Origin of the sequence: Pseudomonas sp. Os17 (genome assembly GCF_001547895.1) — a bacterium.
Classification (GTDB): domain Bacteria; phylum Pseudomonadota; class Gammaproteobacteria; order Pseudomonadales; family Pseudomonadaceae; genus Aquipseudomonas.
This window is the reverse complement of sequence record NZ_AP014627.1, coordinates 1,554,519-1,574,378: the sequence shown is the minus strand read 5'-3', so window position 1 is coordinate 1,574,378 and position 19,860 is coordinate 1,554,519. Positions and strand designations below refer to the sequence as shown.

Sequence of the window (19,860 nt, the reverse complement as noted above, 5' to 3'; positions counted from 1 at the left end):
CCTCAAAACGCGCTACGGAAGATCTCCTCGATCTGCCGTTGATCCGCCGGACGCGGGTTGGTCAGGCCGCAGGCGTCTTTCAGGGCGTTGGCCGCCAGCAGCGGAATGTCCTGCAACTTGGCCCCCAGTTCACGCAGGCCGGCAGGAATCTCCACATCCCGAGCCAAGGCACGAATCGCCGCGATTGCCGCCTGGGCCCCCTCCTCCGGGCTGAAACCACGGATGTCCGCGCCCAGGGCGTGAGCCACATCGGTCAGGCGGTCGGCGCAGACGCTGGCATTGAAACTCTGCACATGGGGCAGCAACACGGCGTTGCACACCCCGTGAGGCAAGTCGTAGAAACCGCCCAGTTGGTGGGCCATGGCGTGCACGAAGCCCAGGGACGCGTTGTTGAAGGCCATGCCGGCGAGGAACTGGGCATAGGCCATGTTCTCCCGCGCCAACAGATCGCTGCCGTCGTGCACCGCCTGGCGCAGGTTGGCGCTGATCATGCTGATGGCTTTGAGCGCACAGGCATCGGTGATCGGGTTGGCGGCGGTGGACACATAGGCTTCGATGGCATGGGTCAGGGCGTCCATGCCGGTGGCGGCGGTCAGGCCCTTGGGCATCGCCACCATCAGCGCCGGATCGTTGACCGACAGCAAGGGCGTGACGTTACGGTCGACGATGGCCATTTTCACGTGGCGCGACTCGTCGGTGATGATGCAGAAACGGGTCATCTCGCTGGCGGTGCCGGCGGTGGTGTTGATGGCGATCAGCGGCAACTGCGGCTTGCTTGAGCGATCGACCCCTTCGTAATCGGCAATCTGTCCGCCGTTGGTGGCACACAGGGCAATGCCCTTGGCGCAGTCATGGGGCGAACCGCCACCCAGGGAGATGACGAAATCGCACTGCGACTGCTGCAACTGCGCCAGTCCCTGCTCGACGTTGGCGATGCTCGGATTGGGCTTGGCGCCATCGAAGATCACCGAATCGATGTCCTGCATGGCCAGCTTCTCGGCGATCATCCCGGCCACCCCGGCCTTGGCCAGGCCGGCGTCGGTGACGATCAGCGCCTTGCGAAAACCATAGTTGCGAATGGCCTCCATGGCTTCGTCCAGGCAGTTGATACCCATGATGTTGACGGCGGGAATAAAGAAGGTGCTGCTCATGAGGAAGTCTCCGGGCGAAGGCCCAATGCGGGTGTCGATGCGGTGTATGCCCGACAGGATCGACTCATCGGTCACGGGCGATCTTGATCTGGCTCAAGGGTCGGTCGTGATAAAGTCGGCGCCCTGATCACCTACTGCCTTGAGACCAATGACCGCGATGACGGATTTCCAGGAATTTGACGCCGAACTTGAAGACTGGAACGCCCTGGGCACGAGCACGGCGTTCGGCGGCCTGCTGATCGGCAACGGCGCCAGCCGCGCCGTGTGGGAAGACTTCGCCTACGATTCGCTGTTCGAAAACGCCCGCACCGTCGAAGAAAAGCCCCTGAGTCCATCCGAACTCAGCGTGTTCGAAGCCCTGCAGACCCGCAGCTTCGAGCAGGTGCTGGGGGCCCTGAAAACCACCAGCCGGGTCAACAAGGCCCTGGCAGTCAGCTCGGCGGCGCCGCGCAATCGCTACTACGCGATCAAGGAAGCGCTGATCAACACCGTGCACGCGGTGCACATTCCCTGGCGCCTGGTCCAGGCGCAGAGCCTGGCGGACATCAACCAGGAACTGCGGCGCTACCCCACGGTGTTCACCAGCAACTACGACCTGCTCAACTACTGGGCCGTGCAGCATGACAGCCAAGGCATCGACGACCTGTTTCACGGCGCCGACCCGGCCTTCGCACTGGGCACCGCCCCCCGTGCCGCGACCCGCATCCTCTACCTGCACGGCGGCCTGCACCTGGTACGCAACCTCGATGGCAGCGCGCGCAAGCTGAGTGCCACCGAAGGCACCCTGCTGGGCAGCTTCGCCATCAACAACACCCTCAAGACCCTGGACGACGTGCCCTTGTTCGTCAGCGAAGGGCCGCTGGCGGACAAGCTCAAGACCATCCGCAGCTCGGACTACCTGTCGTTCTGCTACCAGCAGCTGCTGGATCACAGCGGCGCCCTGTGCATCTTCGGCCACAACCTGGGGCCCCAGGACCAGCACCTGGTGCAGGCGATCCGCCAGTCGGCCGTCACGACCCTGGCGATCTCCATCTACCCGCGCAGCGCGGCGTTCATCCAGCACCAGAAGCGTCATTACGCCAAGCTGTTCGAAGGGTTGGAGTTGAACCTGCGCTTCTTCGATTCCAAGACCCACGCCCTGGGCAACCCGGCCCTGGCGGTGCCCGTCGAACACTGACCGCGCCGGGCGCGGGCGTCCTGGGGTTCGTCGCTGGCCTGCGGCCCGTTCGCAGCCTGCGGCAGCGGCTACAGATGGGGACACGCCAGGCTTGGTGTAGCCGCTGGCGCAGCCTGCGATAAGCACCGCCAGAGGCTTGGGTGTCCTGGGGATTGCCGCGGGCCTGCGGCCCGTTCGCAGCCTGCGGCAGCGGCTACAGGAAGTGGTCGGGGTTCATTCTTCGTTGCTGTGTACCACCACCAGCAACTGCGCCTGCTCGTCCCCCAGGGAGCGGATGCGGTGGGGTTTCTGCGCGTTGAAGTGCAGTGCGTCGCCACGGTTGAGGATCACCCGTTCGTTCATGAAATCCACTTCCACCTGGCCTTCGTGGACGAACAGGAACTCCTCCCCCAGGTGCTCCTTGAAGGTCTTGTCACTGAACTCCCTGGCCGGGTAGATGATGAACGGCAGCAGGTTGCGCTCGCTGACCTGGTGGGCCAGCACCGCATAGCCCGGGGCCTGGTCGTTGGCCGCCAGCGACTGGCGCTGGTCGCTGCGCACCAGGCTGTAGCTGTCGAGGCTGATGCTGTCCTCGGCGAACAGCTCCTCGACCTTGACGTTCAGCGCCTTGGCCAGTTTCAGCGCCGCCGCAATCGACGGGGTGTTCAACCCGCGCTCGACTTTCGACAGATAACTCTTGGTCATCCCGGATTTTTCGGCCAGGGCCTCCAGGGTCACGCCAAGTTTTTTTCTCAGTAATTTCAAACGGATAGACATGTAGAGCGGTTAATCCATCTAGGAAACAACGATTGGCGCTTGCCAATGACACAAAGTGTCATATAGCCTTTTAAGTGTCATCGCGCCTCACCCAACCACCTCGCAAGCAGCAGGTGAAGCGCAGATCCGACGTCCATTGCACTTCTCAAAGGACCTTCGACATGGCCAAGACATTAGCACTGCCCAAAGACCAGCTGGTCAAGCAAGCCCTGACCCAGATGCAAAACACCCTGGCGGATAATACGTGGACCGACCGGCAAAAGCTGGCCCTGACCTGCCGCATCCTGTTCGAAAACGGCCATGATTCGGGCCTGGCCGGGCAGATCACCGCCCGTGGCCCGCAACCGGGCACCTACTACACCCAGCAGCTGGGCCTGGGCTTCGACGAAATCAGCGCCAGCAACCTGCTGCTGGTCAACGAAGACCTGGAAGTCCTCGAAGGCCACGGCATGCCCAACCCGGCCAACCGTTTCCACAGCTGGGTGTACCGCGCCCGGCCGGACGTGAACTGCATCATCCACACCCACCCGACCCACGTTGCCGCGCTGTCGATGCTCGAAGTGCCGCTTGAGGTGTCGCACATGGACCTCTGCCCGCTGTACGAGGACTGCGCCTTTCTCGAAGCCTGGCCGGGGGTGCCGGTGGGCAACGAAGAAGGCGAAATCATCTCCGCGGCCCTGGGCGACAAACGCGCGATCCTGCTTTCCCACCACGGCCAGCTGTCCACCGGCGCCAGCATCGAGGAAGCCTGCGTGATCGCCCAACTGATCGAGCGCGCGGCCAAGCTGCAACTGCTGGCCATGGCCGCCGGCCGCATCAAGCCGATCCTCCCGGAGCTGGGCCGCGAAGCCCACGACTGGATCTCCAAGCCCAAGCGCCACGGCGCCGCCTTCAACTATTACGCTCGGCAAAACCTGAAAAAACACGCCGACTGCCTGAACTGATCCACCCCTGTGTGCCTTGCAGGAGTTGCACCATGCCTACCACCAAGATCCACGGCATCATCGGCTACACCGTCACCCCCTTCGGCGCCAACGGCGAAGGCCTGGACCTAGACGCCCTCGGGCGTTCCATCGACCGCATGATCGACGCCGGCGTCCACGCCATCGCGCCCCTGGGCAGCACCGGCGAAGGCGCCTACCTCAGCGACGCGGAATGGGACCAGGTCGCCGAGTTCAGCATCCGCCACGTGGCCAAGCGCGTGCCGACCATCGTCAGCGTCTCCGACCTGACCACCGCCAAGGCCATCCGCCGCGCGCGCTTTGCCGAAGCCCAGGGCGCCGACGTGGTGATGGTGCTGCCCACCTCCTACTGGAAACTCAGCGAAGCCGAGATCCTCACCCACTACCAGGCCATCGGCGCCAGCATCGGCGTGCCGATCATGCTCTACAACAACCCGGCCACCAGCGGCACCGACATGTCGGTGGAGCTGATCCTGAAGATCTTCCACAGCGTGGAAAACGTCACCCTGGTCAAGGAGAGCACCGGCGACATCCAGCGCATGCACAAGCTGCAACTGCTGGGCGAAGGCCAGGTGCCGTTCTACAACGGCTGCAACCCCCTGGCCCTGGAAGCCTTCGCCGCGGGTGCCAGCGGCTGGTGCACGGCGGCGGCGAACCTGATCCCGCAGCTCAATCTCGACCTCTACCAGGCGCTGCTGGACAACGACCTGCAGCGCGGCCGGGAGCTGTTCTACCGCCAACTGCCGCTGCTGGATTTCATCCTCAAGGGCGGCTTGCCGGCCACGGTCAAGGCCGGGCTGGAACTGACCGGGCTGAACGCCGGCGAGCCACGCCGGCCGGTGTTTGCCCTGAACGCGGGCGGTCGCCAACAGTTGCACACACTGCTGCAGACCCTGGCTTGAAACCCTGAGCAAAAAGCCCGGGCGGCTAACACCGTCCGGGCTTTGGCATGGGCCGCCTTCATGCGTGACTCAGTGGCGGTTCAGCGCTACCGGGGCCGTGGTCTTGAACTGCGGGTCCTGCAGCATCTGCGCGATGAACTCGTCGGTGATGCGCTGCACATGCTGGTATTGGCCGCCATCGAGATTGGCCCAGCCGCGCCAGGAGCGGGTGTGGTTGCTGACCCGGTACTTGGCCAAAGGCTGGTCGCCACGGCTGACGTGGAACATCACCTGGCTGTCCCAGGTGACGCGGCCCGGCACGATAAAAAAGGTCATCGCGCTCAGCAGCCCCATGGGAATGTTCTGCCAGCCGAAGTAGTCACTGTCGGCCATCACGATCACGTTGTAGCCATCGGCCGTGAACCCCGACTGCACCTGTTCGAAGGTGCCGCGGCGGCGCAGTTCATCACGGATCAGCCCCCCGGGAATGGCGCCCATGACGCTGACGCTGATCGCCGGCAACGCCTGCTGATAATCCACCTCGGCCGGCTTGAGACTATGGCTGGTCTGGCACCCCCCCAGCCCCAGCATCAACACCAGCAACACCCACAACCGCGTCCGCATCACAATTCTCCCGAGAGCATGGCCTTGAGCATCGAGGCCTTGGGCCCTTGCTCCTTGACGATCAACGGCGTCGCTTGTTCCAGCTTCTCCAGGTCGACCCGTTGCAGGCTTGGCACGTGCGGGTACTTGGCGCGCACCAGGGCGGCGTCGCGCTCCATATGGTCACTGTGCAAAAACACGCATTTGGCCCCCAGCGCCGACAGACAGGCCGCGCGGAAATCGCCGACGTAATAGGCCTTGCCGGCTTCCAGCTCCAAGGGGATGGAGAAGTCCTCGCGGCTCCAGGACTTGGCGTTGCCGCGATCGAAATGCAGGTTGTAGATCTCGTAGCGCCCAGGCTTGAGTGGCATGACGAACAGGCTGCCGATGCCGTGCCAGCTCTCGCGCACATCCCGTGGCGTGCGGCCGTAGATTTCGTTGTACAAGCGCGCCGAGGCGAACCCATCACCGCCTCGTGGACGAATCAGCAGCATCTGTTCGTTGGCGGTGTGCACCGCCTTCGGCCAGATCCCGACCACCCCCACCACATAAGCCACCCCCGACTGCGGGTCGGGGTTCATGTTCTTGGCAATTTTCGTGGGTGACAGACTGTAACAACCGCTCAGCGTTAGCAGCGCGGCGAGTAAAACGAAAGGGCGAATCATGAGGTCGCAGATCCCTTGGACAATGATCGATAACGTCACCCAAGGTGCCAGGCATGCCGAGCGCCCAGTGACGGGCGCGGAGGATAAAACAAGTGATGGCATTTCGCCAGAATCCAGTCGCCAATCGGCTGGCGCCCGCCAAGGGCTCGAACCCAAGCCCGCCGCCATCGCGGGCGACCCGCTGCCGCAGGGCCGATGGCGTTGCAACAAGGCCGCCTGACCCCTGATCGGGCCAAGCGGCAAAGACCTTGTCGAACCGGGTTCAGGCGCCCGTCAGGTCCTTGATGTTGTGGCTCGGACCGTTGGCCTTGACGCTGGCGATGCCCTTGTCCCGGGCCGCCTCCGACGAATAGGTTTCACTGCTGCCGATGACCTGGTGATTGGCCGCCTTGAGATTGAAATAGGGCTTGCCGTCCTTGGCGCTCTTGCGCTCGTAGCGCTCCTCCAGGGGGCTGTTGGCCTGCACCGAGGCAATGCCGTTCTCGGCGGCCGCGCGCGTGGTGTACAGCTCGCTGGTGAGAATGGTCTCGGCGTTGGCCGCCTTGAGCAGGAAACGAAACTGGCCGCTGCTGCTTTTCTTCAACTCATACCATCCGGACATGCTGTTGCTCCTTGGGGTTTTCGATGGGCGTTGATCGATGGGCGTTGCGCCTTGAGAGTAAAGTCCCTTTCGGCGATTCAGCCATTGCCCCGCTGGCTGAAGAATCGGTTTGCCACCCGTTCCAGCCCCAGGTGTTCGCGCAGGCTGTGCCCCGTGTAGCGCTGGCGAAACAGGCCCCGGCGCTGCAGCTCGGGGGTGATCCATTGCACAAAGTCGTCGATGGCCCCCGGCAGGTGGGTGAACAGCACATTGAAGCCATCGGCGGCGTATTCCTCGTACCAGGTCGCCATCTCGTCGACGATCTGCCCCGGCGTGCCCACCAGCACCTTGTGCCCGCTGGCGGACAGGCTGCGCAGCAGTTGCGCCAGCGTTGGCCGTTCCCGGCGGATCAGCTCCACCACCAGTTGCCGACGGCTCTTGTGCCGTTCGGTGGGCGCCGCATCCGCCAACAGCGGCACCTGGGCGTCCAGGGGCAGGCTCGACAGGTCGATGCCCAGGTCCAGCAGGTAGGACAGCGCCTTGAGCTGGGCCTGCGGGTCCTGCAACTCCTGCAATTGCTGGTACTTTTCCTCGGCCTCGTTGAGGCTGCGGCCCACCGTGGGGGCGATGCCTGGGAAGATTTTCAACTGCCCGGCCTGGCGGCCGTAAGCGGGAAGTCGTTCCTTGAGCCCGGCGTAGAACGCCTTGGCCTGCTCCAGATCGGTCTGGGCGGTGAACACCAGCTCGGCGCAACGCGCCGCCAGTTCGCTGCCCGGGCCCGAGGAACCGGCCTGGGCAATCACCGGCCAGCCCTGCACCGGCCGTGGCGCGTTCAATGGCCCCTGGACCTGAAAGTGCTGCCCGTGGTGCTGCAACAGGTGCATCCGTTCCGGGCGCAGCCACTGGCCGCTGGCCGGGTCCCGGGGGAAGGCATCATCGGCCCAGCTGTCCCACAGGCCACTGACCACGTCGAAAAATTCCTCGGCGCGGGCATAACGCTGGGCGTGGCTCATGGGCACGGGCTGATTGAAGTTCTCGCCGCCGATCAGCCCCGTCACCAGGTTCCAGCCGGCCCGGCCCTCGCTCAAGTGATCGAGCGAGGCAAACTTGCGCGCCAGGTTGTAGGGCTCGTTGTAGGTGGTGCTGGCGGTGGCGATCAGGCCGATGTGCCGGGTCACCACCGCCAGGGCCGGCAGCAGGGTCAGCGGGTCCCAGCGCAGGCTGTGGGAACTGCGAGCCAGCACCCGCGGATCGAGATCCCCCACCGCCACGTTGTCGTTGAGAAGCAGCGCGTCGAAGCAACCCCGCTCCAGGGTCTGGGCGTAGTGCCGATAGCGCTGGAAATTCAACGAGGCATCGGCATCCGCCCGGGGATGGCGCCAACTGCCGCCGTGGGCCCCGGAGCCGGAGAGAAAGGCCCCCAGCCCCATCTGCCCGCCGCGCTCAGCCATGGCTGGCGCCCTCCTCGGCCGCCGCCACCGGACTCGGCGCGGCGCGCAGCAACAGGCTCACCGCAGCCCAGACCAACAGCGTCGCCAGCGCCAAGAACAGCATCACCCCGTGATAGCCATTGAGAAAGGCGCCCTGGGGGTCATCCAGCGGCGTGGCGGAAAAGTGGTGGAACAAGCCCACCCCCAGCGCCAATCCGATGCCGCCGCCAACGTTGTGCAGGGTCATCAGCGAGCCCATGGCCACCGAGCCCACGGCCTGGGGCACCGAGGAAATGCCCAGCACCGTCGACGGCCCGAGAATGCTGGCCCAGCCCAGGCCCATGATGACGAAGGCGCCCAACAGATACGCCAGTGACGTCTGGCGATCGAAGCCGGCCTGCAGCAGCGCCGACAGCACGAACAGCAGCAACCCGGTCTTGATCAACAGCGCCGGGCCCTTGCGGTCCACCAGCCGCCCCACCAGCGGCGACAGCAGCGCCACGCCCAAGGTGGTGGGCAGCAACAGCAGGCCGCTGGCCTGCACCGATGCGCCACGGATCTGCGCCAGGTACAGCGGCATGACGAAGAACGCCACGCAATAGAACAGCGCCAGGCCGAAACTGGCCGCCACCCCGGCGACAAAGCGCCGGTTGGCGAACAGCTTGAGGTCGATGATCGGCGCCGCGACCCGTTTCTCCACCGCCAGGAACACCACCAGGGCCAGCAGCGCCACGGCGATCAGGCTCAGGGTCAAGCGTGAACCCCAGCCCCAGGCTCCGCCCTGGACGATCACCAGCACCAGGCTCGGCAAGCCGATCAGCAACAGCAAGGCGCCCCAGCCATCCAGCCGCGCACCGGTCTCGGCCGAGCGCGATTCCTTCACGCTGACACTGCAGATGCCCAGGCTCAGCAGCACGAAAGGCACGTTGATCAGGAAGATCCACTGCCAGCCAAAACCACTGGTGATCAGCCCGCCCAGCACCGGCCCGACAGCCAGCCCCACGCCGTTGACCCCGAACAGCACGCCAAAGGCCTTGCCCTGTTCGGCGCTGTCGAAGGTGCTGGAGACAATCGCCCCGGAGGCGGTGTAGAGCACCGCGCAGGCCAGCCCCTGGATCACCCGGGCGCCGATCAGGGTGTCGATCTGCGTCGCCAGTCCGGCCGCCAGGGACGCCAGGCCGAACACGCTCAGGCCGATGAACAGCACCCGCTTGCGTCCATGCAGGTCGGCCAGGCGCCCCACCAGCACCATGAAACTCGACAGCGTCAGGATGAAGCCGTTGATCACCCACTGCAGGCTGTCCACCGAAGCCCCGAGATCGGCCTGCAGCGCCGGTAGCGCGGTGTTGACGATGGTGAAATCCACACAGCCGAGAAAACTGGCGATGCTCACACCGAGCAATGCCCACCACTTGCGTTGCTGTTGCGCAAAAACGCTCATGGAAACTCCTTGTCAGTCAAAAAAAACCGCTCTGCAGGCGCCCGCTTGCCGGCGAACAGGCCCTTGAGTCCTGCATCGCTGGCAAGCCAGCTCCTGCATTGATCGCGGCGGGTCAGATGGCGATGGCGCCGCTGGTCCAGTTGGGGTGAATGGCGCCGGGCAAGGTGAACGGAATCGGAATCCCGCGCTTCTTGAACTTCAGCGGCAGCCAGCGCACCCGGTCCGGGCTGTGGGGTTCGATCAGCAGCTCGCGACTGGTGGCCATGGCGCTGGTCATCTGCTGCGGATAGAGCACGTAGTGGTAACCCTCGTCGGCCCACAGCGGCAGGATGATCGGGATTTCCTCAAGGATGTATTCCCGGCACTGGGCCGCCGCCCGTTCGATGTCCGCCTGTTCATCGCGCAGGCGCAGGCGCTCGGTGAACACGTTGATGGTGCTGTCGATGGCCTGGCGCAATTCCTCGCGCTGCTGATAGATCTGGTCCAGTTGCTGACGCAGTTCGGCATAACGGTCGCTGGCCAGCTCCTGGTTCCAGCGGGTGATGTGGTACGGCACCCGCAGGCCGTCGAGGATGCTCTGGTTGCGCGCCAGCCAGGCATCGCCGTCGCGGATCGACGCCGACAGCGCCTCGCCGGGGGATTTGCCGTGCTTGTTGTGGCGTTGCAGGGTGTCGGCGACCACCACCTTGACGTGGCTGAAGCCGGACTGGTTGATCAGGTGGATGGTGGACCGCAGCTTCTGGTCCTCGTGGTATTCCTGGCCGACGCTGACCGCCAGGACCACGCGCTTGCCGTCGAATTCGTGCTCCTCGCCGCCCTTGTTGAAGTAGGCCTTGAGGTTGATTTCCTGCACCTTGCTCATGAGTTCAGCTCCAGTAGGCCAAAGGCTGGTGTTCGCCGTAGTAACCGATAAAGACCCCGAGGGTGACCCGGGTGCTGCTGGCCGAAGGGCGGACCGCGTGGATCAGCCGCGGGTTGAGCAGGATCAGGTCGCCGGGCTCGGGCTTGACCACGAAGTCCGGCGGCGGCAGCAGGTGGCGCTCGATGCCGTAGGCCCGCTCGCCCTTGAGGCGGTTGTATTCGTCCTCGTCCGGCTCGATGCCCCAGATCTCCAGTTCACCGCCGTCCTCGGGGATCTCCAGGTAGATGTTGGTCGACAGCTGGGTCAGCAGCGGCGGGCTGTGGCCCTCGGGGGCATTGCGTTCGAGCTTGTCGGTGTGGGGCGTGAGATCGACCCCCGAGCCCTGGAAACGGGCGATGCCGACGAAGCATTTCTGCCCGTCCACCTGCAGCAGGTGCGCGCCCTGGGGCCAGACCTCGTCGAGCAACAGGCGCAGCTCGTCGATGGGCGAGGCCAGGGGCCGGAACAGGTTGCGGATCTTGCGGATGTTGGGCAGGGCCAGGGCGTGGTATTCGGCCCGGCTCTGTTCATCCTGGATCTCGATATAGGCCTTGCCGATCCGGACAAACTCCTGCTGCTGGCTGAAGGCACTGCGCAGTTCCTGCCGGTACAGATGCTCCCGCGCCACCTGCAAGGTATCCGGTGGGCAGAAACCTTTAAGCTGAACGCCGTAAGAGCGTTTTTCCACAACATCGAGGATATGCCGCGCTTCAAGTTTGTCGGCAGTAGTGACTGTGAACATGCAAGCTCCCTTATTCCCTGGAAGTAGCGACGAAGTACAAAACTGGCAGAACGTAATAATTTGTTTCAGGGCCACCTTAGGCAGTTGGCAAGACCTTGTGAAATACCCTTTATCTCTAATATCCAAACTTAAAAATGTATCGAAAATCAGGCAAATAGCGGCCATTACCGACAACTTCAACGGTCTTCGCGAACACTATTAAATTTGCTGATAGTTAAGTTAAACAGCGGACATTATTGAAGGGATATTTATTCATTCCTCCCGAGCTTAATTAATAAAAACGCCATCAACTCATTCAACTTCATTGAACTGTTCGTCCATGTAAGCCGCCGCATCGAACGACTTCTGGATGATGCCTTCCTCGCGATACAGATCAGCGGTGTGCTGCACGTCCGCCACCACCGACGGGCCCACGGCAATGCGTCGGGGCACGGAGTAGCGGTTGGAGCGTTCATGGACCTCTACCGGCAGGCCGCTGTAGCCGGCCTGGATGCGGGAAAACTCGGCCTGATGCTGATTGGCCCAGGCATAGGCGCGATCCAGGCGCCGGAGGAAATCGGCAATCTGTGCCGGCTTGTCATGGATCGCCTGATCATTGGCCACCAGCAGCATGTGCCCGGCGAACAGGCCCTCGCCACTGACCAGCACCCGGGTTCCACCTTCCATCTGCACCATGCTGGTGTAGGGGTCCCAGGTCGACCAGGCGTCGGCCTGACCGTTGCTCAGCAAACTGCGGGACTCGGCCGGCTGGAGAAAGATGAACTGCGCATCCGCGCCGTGCAGGCCCACCGAACGCAGCGCCGCCAGGGCCAGGAAATGGCCGATGGAGCCGCGAGTGGTGGTGATGCGCCGGCCCTTGAGGTCGGCGGCATCCCGTAGCGGCGAGTCGTCCCTGACCAGCAGCGCCACCGCCGTGGGCGTGACCTTGAGCTTGATCACCCCCACGGTCTTGATCGGCGCCCCGGCGGCCGCGGCGAACACGAACGGCGCGTCCCCCAGGCTGCCGATGTCCACCGCCCCCGCGGCCAGGGCCTCGGCGGTGGGCGCAGCGGCGGCAAAGGAGGCGAACTCGATGGGGTATGGCACCTGCTCCAGCTCACCGGCGGCCTGCAATAGAATCTTCAGCGACTGCTTCTGGCTGGACACCCGCAGCGCCGGCTGCGCCAGGGCAGTGCCCAGCCACAAACACAACACCAGCCCTTGTAGGAGCCGGCTTGCCGGCGAATGGCCCCTCAACCCTGCCCCCGTCATGCGACCGCCTTCGCTGGCAAGCCAGCTCCTGCGAGGTGGATGGCTGGCGTGCTTCAGAACACCAGGCTGACACAGCGGCCGTAGGAGCCAGCTTGCTGGCGAACAGCCCCTGAACCCTGCACCTGTCATGCGGCCGCCTTCGCTGGCAAGCCAGCTCCTACGAGGTGGATGACTGGCGTGCTTCCGAACACCAGGCTGACACAGCAGCCGTAGGAGCCAGCTTGCTGGCGAACAGCCCCTCAACCCTGCACCCGTCATGCAACCGCCTTCGCTGGCAAGCCAGCTCCTACGAGGTGGATGACTGGCGTGCTTCAGAACACCAGGCTGACACAGCGGCCGTAGGAGCCAGCTTGCTGGCGAATGGCCCCTCAACCCTGCACCCGTCATGCAGCCGCCTTCGCTGTCAAGCCAGCTCCTACGAGGTGGATGACTGGCGTGCTTCCGAACACCAGGCTGACACAGCAGCCGTAGGAGCCAGCTTGCTGGCGAACAGCCCCTGAACCCTGCACCCGTCATGCGACCGCCTTCGCTGGCAAGCCAGCTCCTGCGAGAGTGATCGTGGTCATGCTCAGAACGCCAGGCTGACGCGGCTGTAGTAATAGCCACCGCCCAGGCCATAGGGCGAGAACATCCCGTATTCATAGGTCCCCGCCCAGGCCTTGAGGCCGATCTTGTCCGGGTACACGTCGAACAGGTTGTTGGCGCCCACCGCCACGGTGAGGTTCTGGGTCACGTCGTAGGCCACGTCCAGGTCGGTGATCCACTTGGCGCTGTAGGTACGGTCGTTGGCCGGGATGTTCGAGCCTTCGGTGTACTCGCCAAAGCGGGTCAGCTGCAGGTTGGTGGTCCAGTCGCCGACCTTGTAGTTGGTGGACAGGATCCACTTGTCCTTGGGTGTGGATTTAGTCAGGTCGATCTGCTGCTGGCGGTCGAACAGCACATAGCCGGCCCCCAGGCGTGACAGCGCCGCCGGGGTGTCCGCCAGGTCGCGGATGGTGGTCTTGTTGTGGTTGTAGGCCAGGCTCCACTTGGCCGTGCCGTACTCGCCGAACGACTGGCTGTAGTCCGCCACCAGATCGACGCCCTTGGTCCGGGTGTCGGCGGCGTTGGTGTAGTACTGCCCGGCGAGGTTCGGCGACAGGCCGTTCTCCACCAGAATCTGCGACACCGCCGGGCCCTTGAGGATGCCGGTCTGGAGGATGCGTTTGTCGATGTCGATCAGGTAGAAGTCGGCGGTCAGGCGCAGGCGTTCGGTGGGTTCGGCGGTGAAGCCCAGGCTGTAGTTGCGCGAGGTTTCCGGCTCCAGGTCCTTGGCCCCCAGGGCAATGGCTTCCGGCGAGTTGGGGCGCATCTGCTTGGTGCGCACCGAGCTGGTGGTGCCGCCTGCGCCGAACTGGGTCACGGTGCTGGTGGTGGAGAACACGCTCTGGGCCAGGGACGGCGCGCGGAAGCCGTTGCTCACCGCCGCGCGCACCGCGTAGCCGGGGAGGAACTCGTAGCGCGTGGTCAGCTTGCCGCTGGTGGTATCGCCCACCCCGAGGTTGTACTTCTCATAGCGCGCCGCCGCGCCGACGTACCAGTTGGGGGTGATGTTCAAGCCCAGGTCCACATAGGCCGCCTCGCTGTGACGCTTGAGGCTGTAGGCGTCTTCCGGGGTGGTGCCGTTGACCGAGAACAGCCCCGGGTCCGGCACCACGCCAGCAAAGGGGCCGGTGGCCGGCACATAGCTGCCCTGGTTGTAGGAATTGGGTTCGCCCTCCTCCAGGGCGTATTTCTCCCAGCGGTATTCCACCCCGAAGGAGGTTTCCAGCGGGCTGCTCCAGCCGATGTCCAGGGCCCGGGAGAAGTCCAGGTTGTTGGTCCACTGGTCGAACACCAGATTGCCCAGGTGGAAGTCGTGCTGACCGTAGGGGCCGTTGGAGATGTTCAGGTTGTTGGCGGTGTCCAGCACCCCGCGGTCCTTGCCGTAGGTGCTGGACAAATCCCAGTCCCAGCCGCCCGCCAGGCCCTTGGCGCCACCGGCGACCTGGAAGTCGGTCTCGCGGATTTCCCGCCGCGCCTGGCCGCCATTGGGGTACGGCGCATTGGGCACCCCCGCCAGGCTGGTGATGTCGGTGGGCTTGCGATGGCCCAAATCCTTGTTGCTGTTGCGGTAGCTCAGGGTGGAAAACGAATACAGCTTGAGGTCGTCGGCCAGGGGCAGCTCGGCGTTGTAGGCCAGGCTGGTGGTGCGGTCGCGGCCCAGGCCGTATTCGGTGCCCCAGCCCTGGCGATTGCTTTCTCGCGGGTCCGGCGAGCCGTCGGCCTGCTTGAAGTACAGCTGGCCGCTGGCGGCGCTGGAGCGCTCGTAGGGCTCCTGGATCTTGGCGTCCCAGGACAGGTTGAAGAAGCCGCCGTCCTCCCCCAGCTTGTTGCCCCAGTTGAAGGCCTCGTGGCCGGTGGTGCCGTCGCCGTCGTAGTACTGGCCCAGGGTGGTGTCCGAGGTCAGGCCCTCGGCGTTGCGCTTGAGGATGATGTTGATCACCCCGGCGATGGCGTCGGAGCCGTATTGCGCAGCAGCGCCGTCGCGCAGCACTTCGATGCGCTCGATGGCGGCGGTGGGAATCAGGTCCAGGTCCACCGGCACCGAGGCGTTGCCGACCCGCGCACCGTTGTTGATCAGCGCCGAGTTGTGCCGGCGCTTGCCGTTGATCAGCACCAGCACCTGATCGCCGCCCAGGCCGCGCATGCTCACCCCGCGCACCAGGAAGGCGGTGCCGCCGCCGTTGATGGTGGGCACGTTGAACGACGGCAGCAGGCGCCCGAGCATTTCTTTCAGGCCGTTCTGGCCGATGCTGCGCAGCTGTTCGCTGTCGATCACATCGATCGGCGCCGGGCTGTTGGTGACGGTGCGCTGCTGGCTGCCGCGCACGCCGGTGACCACTACGGTGCCGAGGGTTTCATCGGCGGCCAGCAGCTCCACCGGGGTTGCCAGGCTCAGCAGGCCAAGGCTCAGGGGCGCAGCGCCGAGGACGATTTTATGCAAGGACATACTCATGACTTCAGATCCTTTGACAGGCGCCTCAGCGCGCTCGGGCGGCGACGGTTTCGACTTCGATCAGGGCCCCGGGCAGTACCAGCCCTGCCACTTGCACCGTGGTCCGGGCCGGTTTGAGCGGCTGTTTCTCGGTGCCGAAAAACTCGCGAAAGGCCACTTGCAGGCCGTCGAAATCCAGCTTGCCGCCCAGGGCCGGATCCCCCACCAGGTAGATCCGCAGTTGCACCACATCCCCCAGGGTCAAGCCCTGGCCGGCGAGGATCGTCTGCACCTTGCGCAGCACCTCGCGGGCCTGGCTCTCGGTGTTGCCGGCGGCGTGGATCTGTTCCTTGGGCGCCTTGGGGTCCACCGGATCCGGCAGCAGGCCGGAGAGGTAGGTCACCTCGCTGTTGGCGGGCAAGGTCACCGATTGCAGGATCGGCGAATGGGGATAGGTGGACGGCACGCGCTGGATCCCCGCGGCCCAGCTGCTGCTGGCGGCGCACAACAGCCCCAGCCCTACGACGGTGTTTTTCAAAGACATGCAAAGACGCTCCAAGGTTGTGTTTGCCAGCCTCGGAGGTCCGCTACCCGGCAATGGGTGACTGCTGTTTTATGAGTGCTCGGCTTTTTCAGGCCGTTTGCTGTAGCGACGAGCCTTGCGCCCGTTGAAAAAGGTGGCGCACCACGCGCCGCGCGGCACCGGCGGCGGCTTCCTGCCAGATGCCCACGCCGCTGTGGGCCAGGCCATCGCTGGTCAGGTAGACCCGGCCCTGGGGCTGGTTGAGCAGGCTGTAGTCCGGCTCGGCCACTTCATGGCTGATCCAGGGGCCGAAGTTGTAGGGGATCTTGCCCCAGGCAATCACCAGCGGCTTGCGCAGTTCATGGCTGTGGCCGGGGTGCAGCAACTCCACCGCCTGACGGGAAATCTCGATCTGCTGGGCCAGGCTTTTCTCCCCGAAGCGTCGCGCGGTTTCACCGTTGTTGTAGGCCGCCACCAGCACCCCCTCGGCCTGGTTGAAACCACCGCTGGGGTACCACAGCCCGGAAGCCTCCTGGTTGATGAACGACAGCCCGCCGTAGATCTGGTACTGGCTTTCCCAAAAGCGCCGCGACTGCCAGGCCACCTTGTTGGCGTAACCGAACTGCACCGCGCCGATGGCCCGACGCACCGGGGCGCTGAAGTTGTTCTCGACCTTGGCCAGCAGCGGCAAGGGCAGGGAGCTGATCACGTAGTCGGCCTTGAGGCTCTGGGTGCGGCCGCTGCGGCGATCCAGGTAGACCACCTCGGCACCGTCGGCCCGGTTGGTGATGGAACGCACCTCGCTGTGCAGCCGCAACTGCCCTTGCAGACGCCGGGCAAACGCCTGGGGGATGCGATCCATGCCACCCACCGGCTGGAACATGGTGGGCGAGAATTCCGGGTATTCATCGATCATCAGCGCCGTGGTCAGCGCCGGGTTGAGCAGGGTCTGCAACGGCAGCGGGTCGTTCTTCTGCGCCAGCTGGTCACCGGCGCCGGGCCAGACCTTGTAGCCCGAGCGCGCCGAGCCCAGGTATTCGAGCTTGTCGGAAAGGTCGCCCCAGGTTTTCAGAAAGCTCAGCAGGTTGCTGCGATCGGCAGCCGTCAACTCCTGGTCCAGGGCATGCCGATTGACCGCCTTGGCCAGCAGTTCGGAAAAATGCCCGCGGCTGTCGTTGACCGCCTGACGGATCTGCAACGCCGGCTGATTCAGGTCCGGCCGCACCAGGGCATTGCGGCTGGTGTTGACCAACACCTCCAACTCCACCCCCAGCTCGCGGCAGTAGCCGAGCATCAACTGGTGATGGCTGGGCAGGCGGCCGGCCCCGGCATTGAGGTAGAAGCCGTCGTCGAACTCGGCGACCTGCACACTGCCGTCGCTGTACTCAACCCGATCGCCGCCGCGCACCGTCCAATTGCGCCCGCCGACCCGGTCCCGGGCTTCCAGCAGCGTGACCTTGAACCCGGCCTTGTTCAGCTCATAGGCGCTGACCAGGCCACCGATCCCGGCGCCGATCACCACCACCGAAGCGCCCTTGCCCACGGCGGCTGTGGGCAGCGATGCATAGTTCTCCTCGAAGGCCTCGGCATTGCCCGAGCCGCCGAACAGGCCCATGACCGCGCTCGCCGCCTGGACCCCGCCGACAGCGGCGATACGGGCGATCAATTGTCTTCTGGTCAGTGGCATGCCAGCGCTCCCTGCTGCGAATGGATAGTGCGTTCGGTTATAGCCCGCGGACTTATGCAGTCACTTGGGTCTATGGGAAGCCATCCTAGGGGCGCTCATTTAATAAGAGAAATACATTTTAAGCATATGCAAATATTACTTTGTTTCATATTCAAGCCAGAAGATTCTGCGCCCCGCGCATAGCCCAAAACGACCAGACACTCCCCCTCCCCCGGTAGGAGCTGGCTTGCCAGCGAAGACCATCTCCAGCCCCCCCCGCAAGCCTCAGGGCCCCTTCGCCGGCAAGCCGGCTCCTACGACAAGGAGTAGCCCCAGCTTTTCTGCAGGAGCTGGCTTGCCAGCGAAGGCCTTCTCCAGCACCCCCGCAAGCCTCAGGGCCCATTCGCCGGCAAGCCGGCTCCTACGACAAGGAGTAGCCCCCAGCTTTTCTGCAGGAGCTGGCTTGCCAGCGAAGGCCTTCTCCAGCACCCCCGCAAGCCTCAGGGCCCCTTTGCCGGCAAGCCGGCTCCCACGACAAGGAGTAGCCCCCAGCTTTTCTGCAGGAGCTGGCTTGCCAGCGAAGGCCTTCTCCAGCCCCCCGCAAACCTCAGGGCCCATTCGCCGGCAAGCTGGCTCCTACCCGTTGGGCGGCGTCGAGGACCCGCAGCAGATTCCCACCCCAGATCTTCACCAGATCCGCTTCGCTGTAACCCGCCGCCAGCAGGCGTTCGGTGATTAGCGGTAGCTGCGTCACATCCTCCAGCCCCTGCACCCCGCCGCCGCCATCCCAGTCGGCACCGATGCCCACATGGTCCGGCCCCACCACGTCCAGGATGTGCAGCAGGTGGCGCATGTAGTCGTCCAGGCTGGCCCTGGGCTGCGGGTATCGAGCCTCGACCTGGCGAATGCGCTCGGCCAGGTCCGCCACCTGCCCGGGGCTCAGGCTCGCCGCCAGGCGAAACTCGCGGTACAGCGGCCCCAGGGCCTTGTCGCGCTCGGGGTTGGGCGCGTGGTTGATCAGGTCGCTGGGAAAGCTGTTGACCTGCACCACTCCGCCCCTGGCCGCCAGCTGGCGCAGGCGCCGGTCATCCAGGTTGCGCGGATGGGCGGTGATTGCCCGGCTGCTGGAGTGCGAGGCAATGATCGGCGCGCGGGACAGGGCCAGGACCTGGTCGAATACCTGGTCCGAGGCATGGGACACGTCTAGCAGGATGCCCAGGCGATTGGCCTCGGCCACCAGTTCGCGCCCTGCCGGGCTCAGGCCATGCCACTGCGGCAGGGCGGTGGCGGAGTCGGCGAAATCGTTGTTGGCCGAGTGCACCAGGCCGAGCATGCGCAGGCCCTGGCGGTAATAGGTGTGCAAGCGGGCCGGATCGGCGGCCAGGGGCTCGGCGTTCTCCATGCTGATGAAGACCACTCGCTGGCCACGGGCGACGATGGCCGGAACATCGCTGGCCTGCAGGGCCAGGGCCAAATCATCGGGGTGGGCGGCGATCAGATCGCGGATCCGCGCCAGCACCGCCAGCCCATGTTCGCTGGCCAGGGTCCGGCCCTCGGCGTTGAGCGGGCCCTGTGGGGTGAAGATGGCCCAGAACCCGCCGTCCAGCCCGCCCTCTTTCATCCGTGGCAGGTCGACCTGGGACAGGTCGTCCCGATAGTCATGGCGCTGAGTGATGTCCCACCCGGGGCGGGCCAGTTGCATCGGGGTATCGAGGTGGCTGTCGAGCACCGTCAGGCGCTGGTGCAACGATTGCGCCGGGCTGGCGGCCAGCGCCCAGGGGCTGACCAGCGCCAGGCACAGCAAGGTTCGAGAAAACATCGGGCCTCCTGGCCAATCAAAGAAATCGCCCCATCGGACCGTAGGAGCGGGCTTGCCAGCGAAAGCGGCCCCGAGATCGTTGCAGGGCTCAAGGGCCTATTCGCCGGCAAGCCGGCTCCTACGCAAATATCAGCATGGGCGTGTACCTGTAGGAGCTGGCTTGCCAGCGAAGGCGGCCCCGAGATCATTGCAGGACTCAAGGGCCTATTCGTCGGCAAGCCGGCTCCTACGCAAATATCAGCATGGGCGTGTACCTGTAGGAGCTGGCTTGCCAGCGAAGGCGGCCCCGAGATCAT

17 protein-coding genes are annotated in these 19,860 nt (G+C 64.7%); 3 read left to right on the top strand and 14 right to left on the bottom strand.

What is annotated here, in order from left to right; translation table 11 throughout:
- Positions 1-2: 2 nt before the first annotated feature.
- Entirely contained in the window at positions 3-1,151 is a 1,149-nt protein-coding gene (gene yiaY / locus POS17_RS07085; protein ID WP_060837951.1) for an L-threonine dehydrogenase, read from the bottom strand.
- 157 nt (positions 1,152-1,308) lie between these two features.
- Between yiaY and POS17_RS07080 the strand changes: the two genes are divergently transcribed.
- Entirely contained in the window at positions 1,309-2,328 is a 1,020-nt protein-coding gene (locus tag POS17_RS07080) for a DUF4917 family protein (protein ID WP_060841887.1), read from the top strand.
- 213 nt (positions 2,329-2,541) lie between these two features.
- Here the strand turns inward: POS17_RS07080 and POS17_RS07075 are convergent, their stop codons facing one another.
- A complete protein-coding gene (locus tag POS17_RS07075; protein WP_060837950.1) occupies positions 2,542-3,084 on the bottom strand; it encodes a helix-turn-helix domain-containing protein in 543 nt (180 codons plus the stop codon).
- 161 nt (positions 3,085-3,245) lie between these two features.
- On the opposite strand from POS17_RS07075, the gene POS17_RS07070 reads away from it, so the two are divergent.
- Positions 3,246-4,028, top strand: coding sequence for an aldolase (locus POS17_RS07070; RefSeq protein WP_060837949.1), 783 nt, complete (start codon positions 3,246-3,248; stop codon positions 4,026-4,028).
- A 32-nt stretch (positions 4,029-4,060) separates the two neighbouring features.
- Positions 4,061-4,948, top strand: a complete 888-nt coding sequence (locus tag POS17_RS07065) for a dihydrodipicolinate synthase family protein (protein WP_060837948.1) — start codon at positions 4,061-4,063, stop codon at positions 4,946-4,948.
- A 69-nt stretch (positions 4,949-5,017) separates the two neighbouring features.
- On the opposite strand, the gene POS17_RS07060 is transcribed toward POS17_RS07065, so the two are convergent.
- The 12 genes from POS17_RS07060 to POS17_RS07000 form a co-directional block, all read right to left on the bottom strand.
- A complete protein-coding gene (locus tag POS17_RS07060) occupies positions 5,018-5,551 on the bottom strand; it encodes a hypothetical protein (RefSeq protein ID WP_060837947.1) in 534 nt (177 codons plus the stop codon).
- Positions 5,551-6,195 carry a hypothetical protein gene (locus tag POS17_RS07055; RefSeq protein WP_060837946.1) on the bottom strand — a complete coding sequence of 215 codons (645 nt, stop codon included), beginning with the start codon at positions 6,193-6,195 and terminating at the stop codon, positions 5,551-5,553. The genes POS17_RS07060 and POS17_RS07055 overlap by 1 nt, the downstream gene beginning before the upstream one ends.
- Before the next feature lie 262 nt (positions 6,196-6,457).
- On the bottom strand, positions 6,458-6,796 hold the full coding sequence (locus tag POS17_RS07050) for a YegP family protein (RefSeq protein ID WP_060837945.1): 339 nt from the start codon (positions 6,794-6,796) through the stop codon (positions 6,458-6,460).
- Between the two features lie 77 nt (positions 6,797-6,873).
- Positions 6,874-8,226, bottom strand: coding sequence for an LLM class flavin-dependent oxidoreductase (locus POS17_RS07045; protein WP_060837944.1), 1,353 nt, complete (start codon positions 8,224-8,226; stop codon positions 6,874-6,876).
- Positions 8,219-9,646: an MFS transporter gene (locus POS17_RS07040; RefSeq protein WP_060837943.1), complete on the bottom strand. Its 1,428-nt coding sequence runs from the start codon at positions 9,644-9,646 to the stop codon at positions 8,219-8,221. Before POS17_RS07040 ends, POS17_RS07045 begins: the two co-directional genes overlap by 8 nt.
- Positions 9,647-9,758: 112 nt before the next feature.
- Positions 9,759-10,508 carry a tRNA-dependent cyclodipeptide synthase gene (locus POS17_RS07035; protein WP_060837942.1) on the bottom strand — a complete coding sequence of 250 codons (750 nt, stop codon included), beginning with the start codon at positions 10,506-10,508 and terminating at the stop codon, positions 9,759-9,761.
- A 4-nt stretch (positions 10,509-10,512) separates the two neighbouring features.
- A complete protein-coding gene (locus POS17_RS07030) occupies positions 10,513-11,289 on the bottom strand; it encodes a 2OG-Fe(II) oxygenase (protein WP_060837941.1) in 777 nt (258 codons plus the stop codon).
- 291 nt (positions 11,290-11,580) lie between these two features.
- Positions 11,581-12,669, bottom strand: a complete 1,089-nt coding sequence (locus tag POS17_RS07025; protein ID WP_060837940.1) for an aliphatic sulfonate ABC transporter substrate-binding protein — start codon at positions 12,667-12,669, stop codon at positions 11,581-11,583.
- Positions 12,670-13,108: 439 nt separating this feature from the next.
- Positions 13,109-15,577 (bottom strand): TonB-dependent receptor plug domain-containing protein, encoded by a 2,469-nt coding sequence (locus POS17_RS07020; protein WP_060837939.1) that lies wholly within the window; start codon positions 15,575-15,577, stop codon positions 13,109-13,111.
- Positions 15,578-15,602: 25 nt separating this feature from the next.
- Positions 15,603-16,100, bottom strand: a complete 498-nt coding sequence (locus tag POS17_RS07015) for a RidA family protein (RefSeq protein WP_060837938.1) — start codon at positions 16,098-16,100, stop codon at positions 15,603-15,605.
- 88 nt (positions 16,101-16,188) lie between these two features.
- Positions 16,189-17,766, bottom strand: a complete 1,578-nt coding sequence (locus POS17_RS07010; RefSeq protein WP_060837937.1) for a flavin monoamine oxidase family protein — start codon at positions 17,764-17,766, stop codon at positions 16,189-16,191.
- Between the two features lie 586 nt (positions 17,767-18,352).
- The gene (locus POS17_RS07000) at positions 18,353-19,564 is read right to left on the bottom strand and encodes a dipeptidase (protein WP_060837935.1); all 1,212 of its coding nucleotides are present in this window, start codon (positions 19,562-19,564) and stop codon (positions 18,353-18,355) included.
- Between the last annotated feature and the right edge of the window lie 296 nt (positions 19,565-19,860).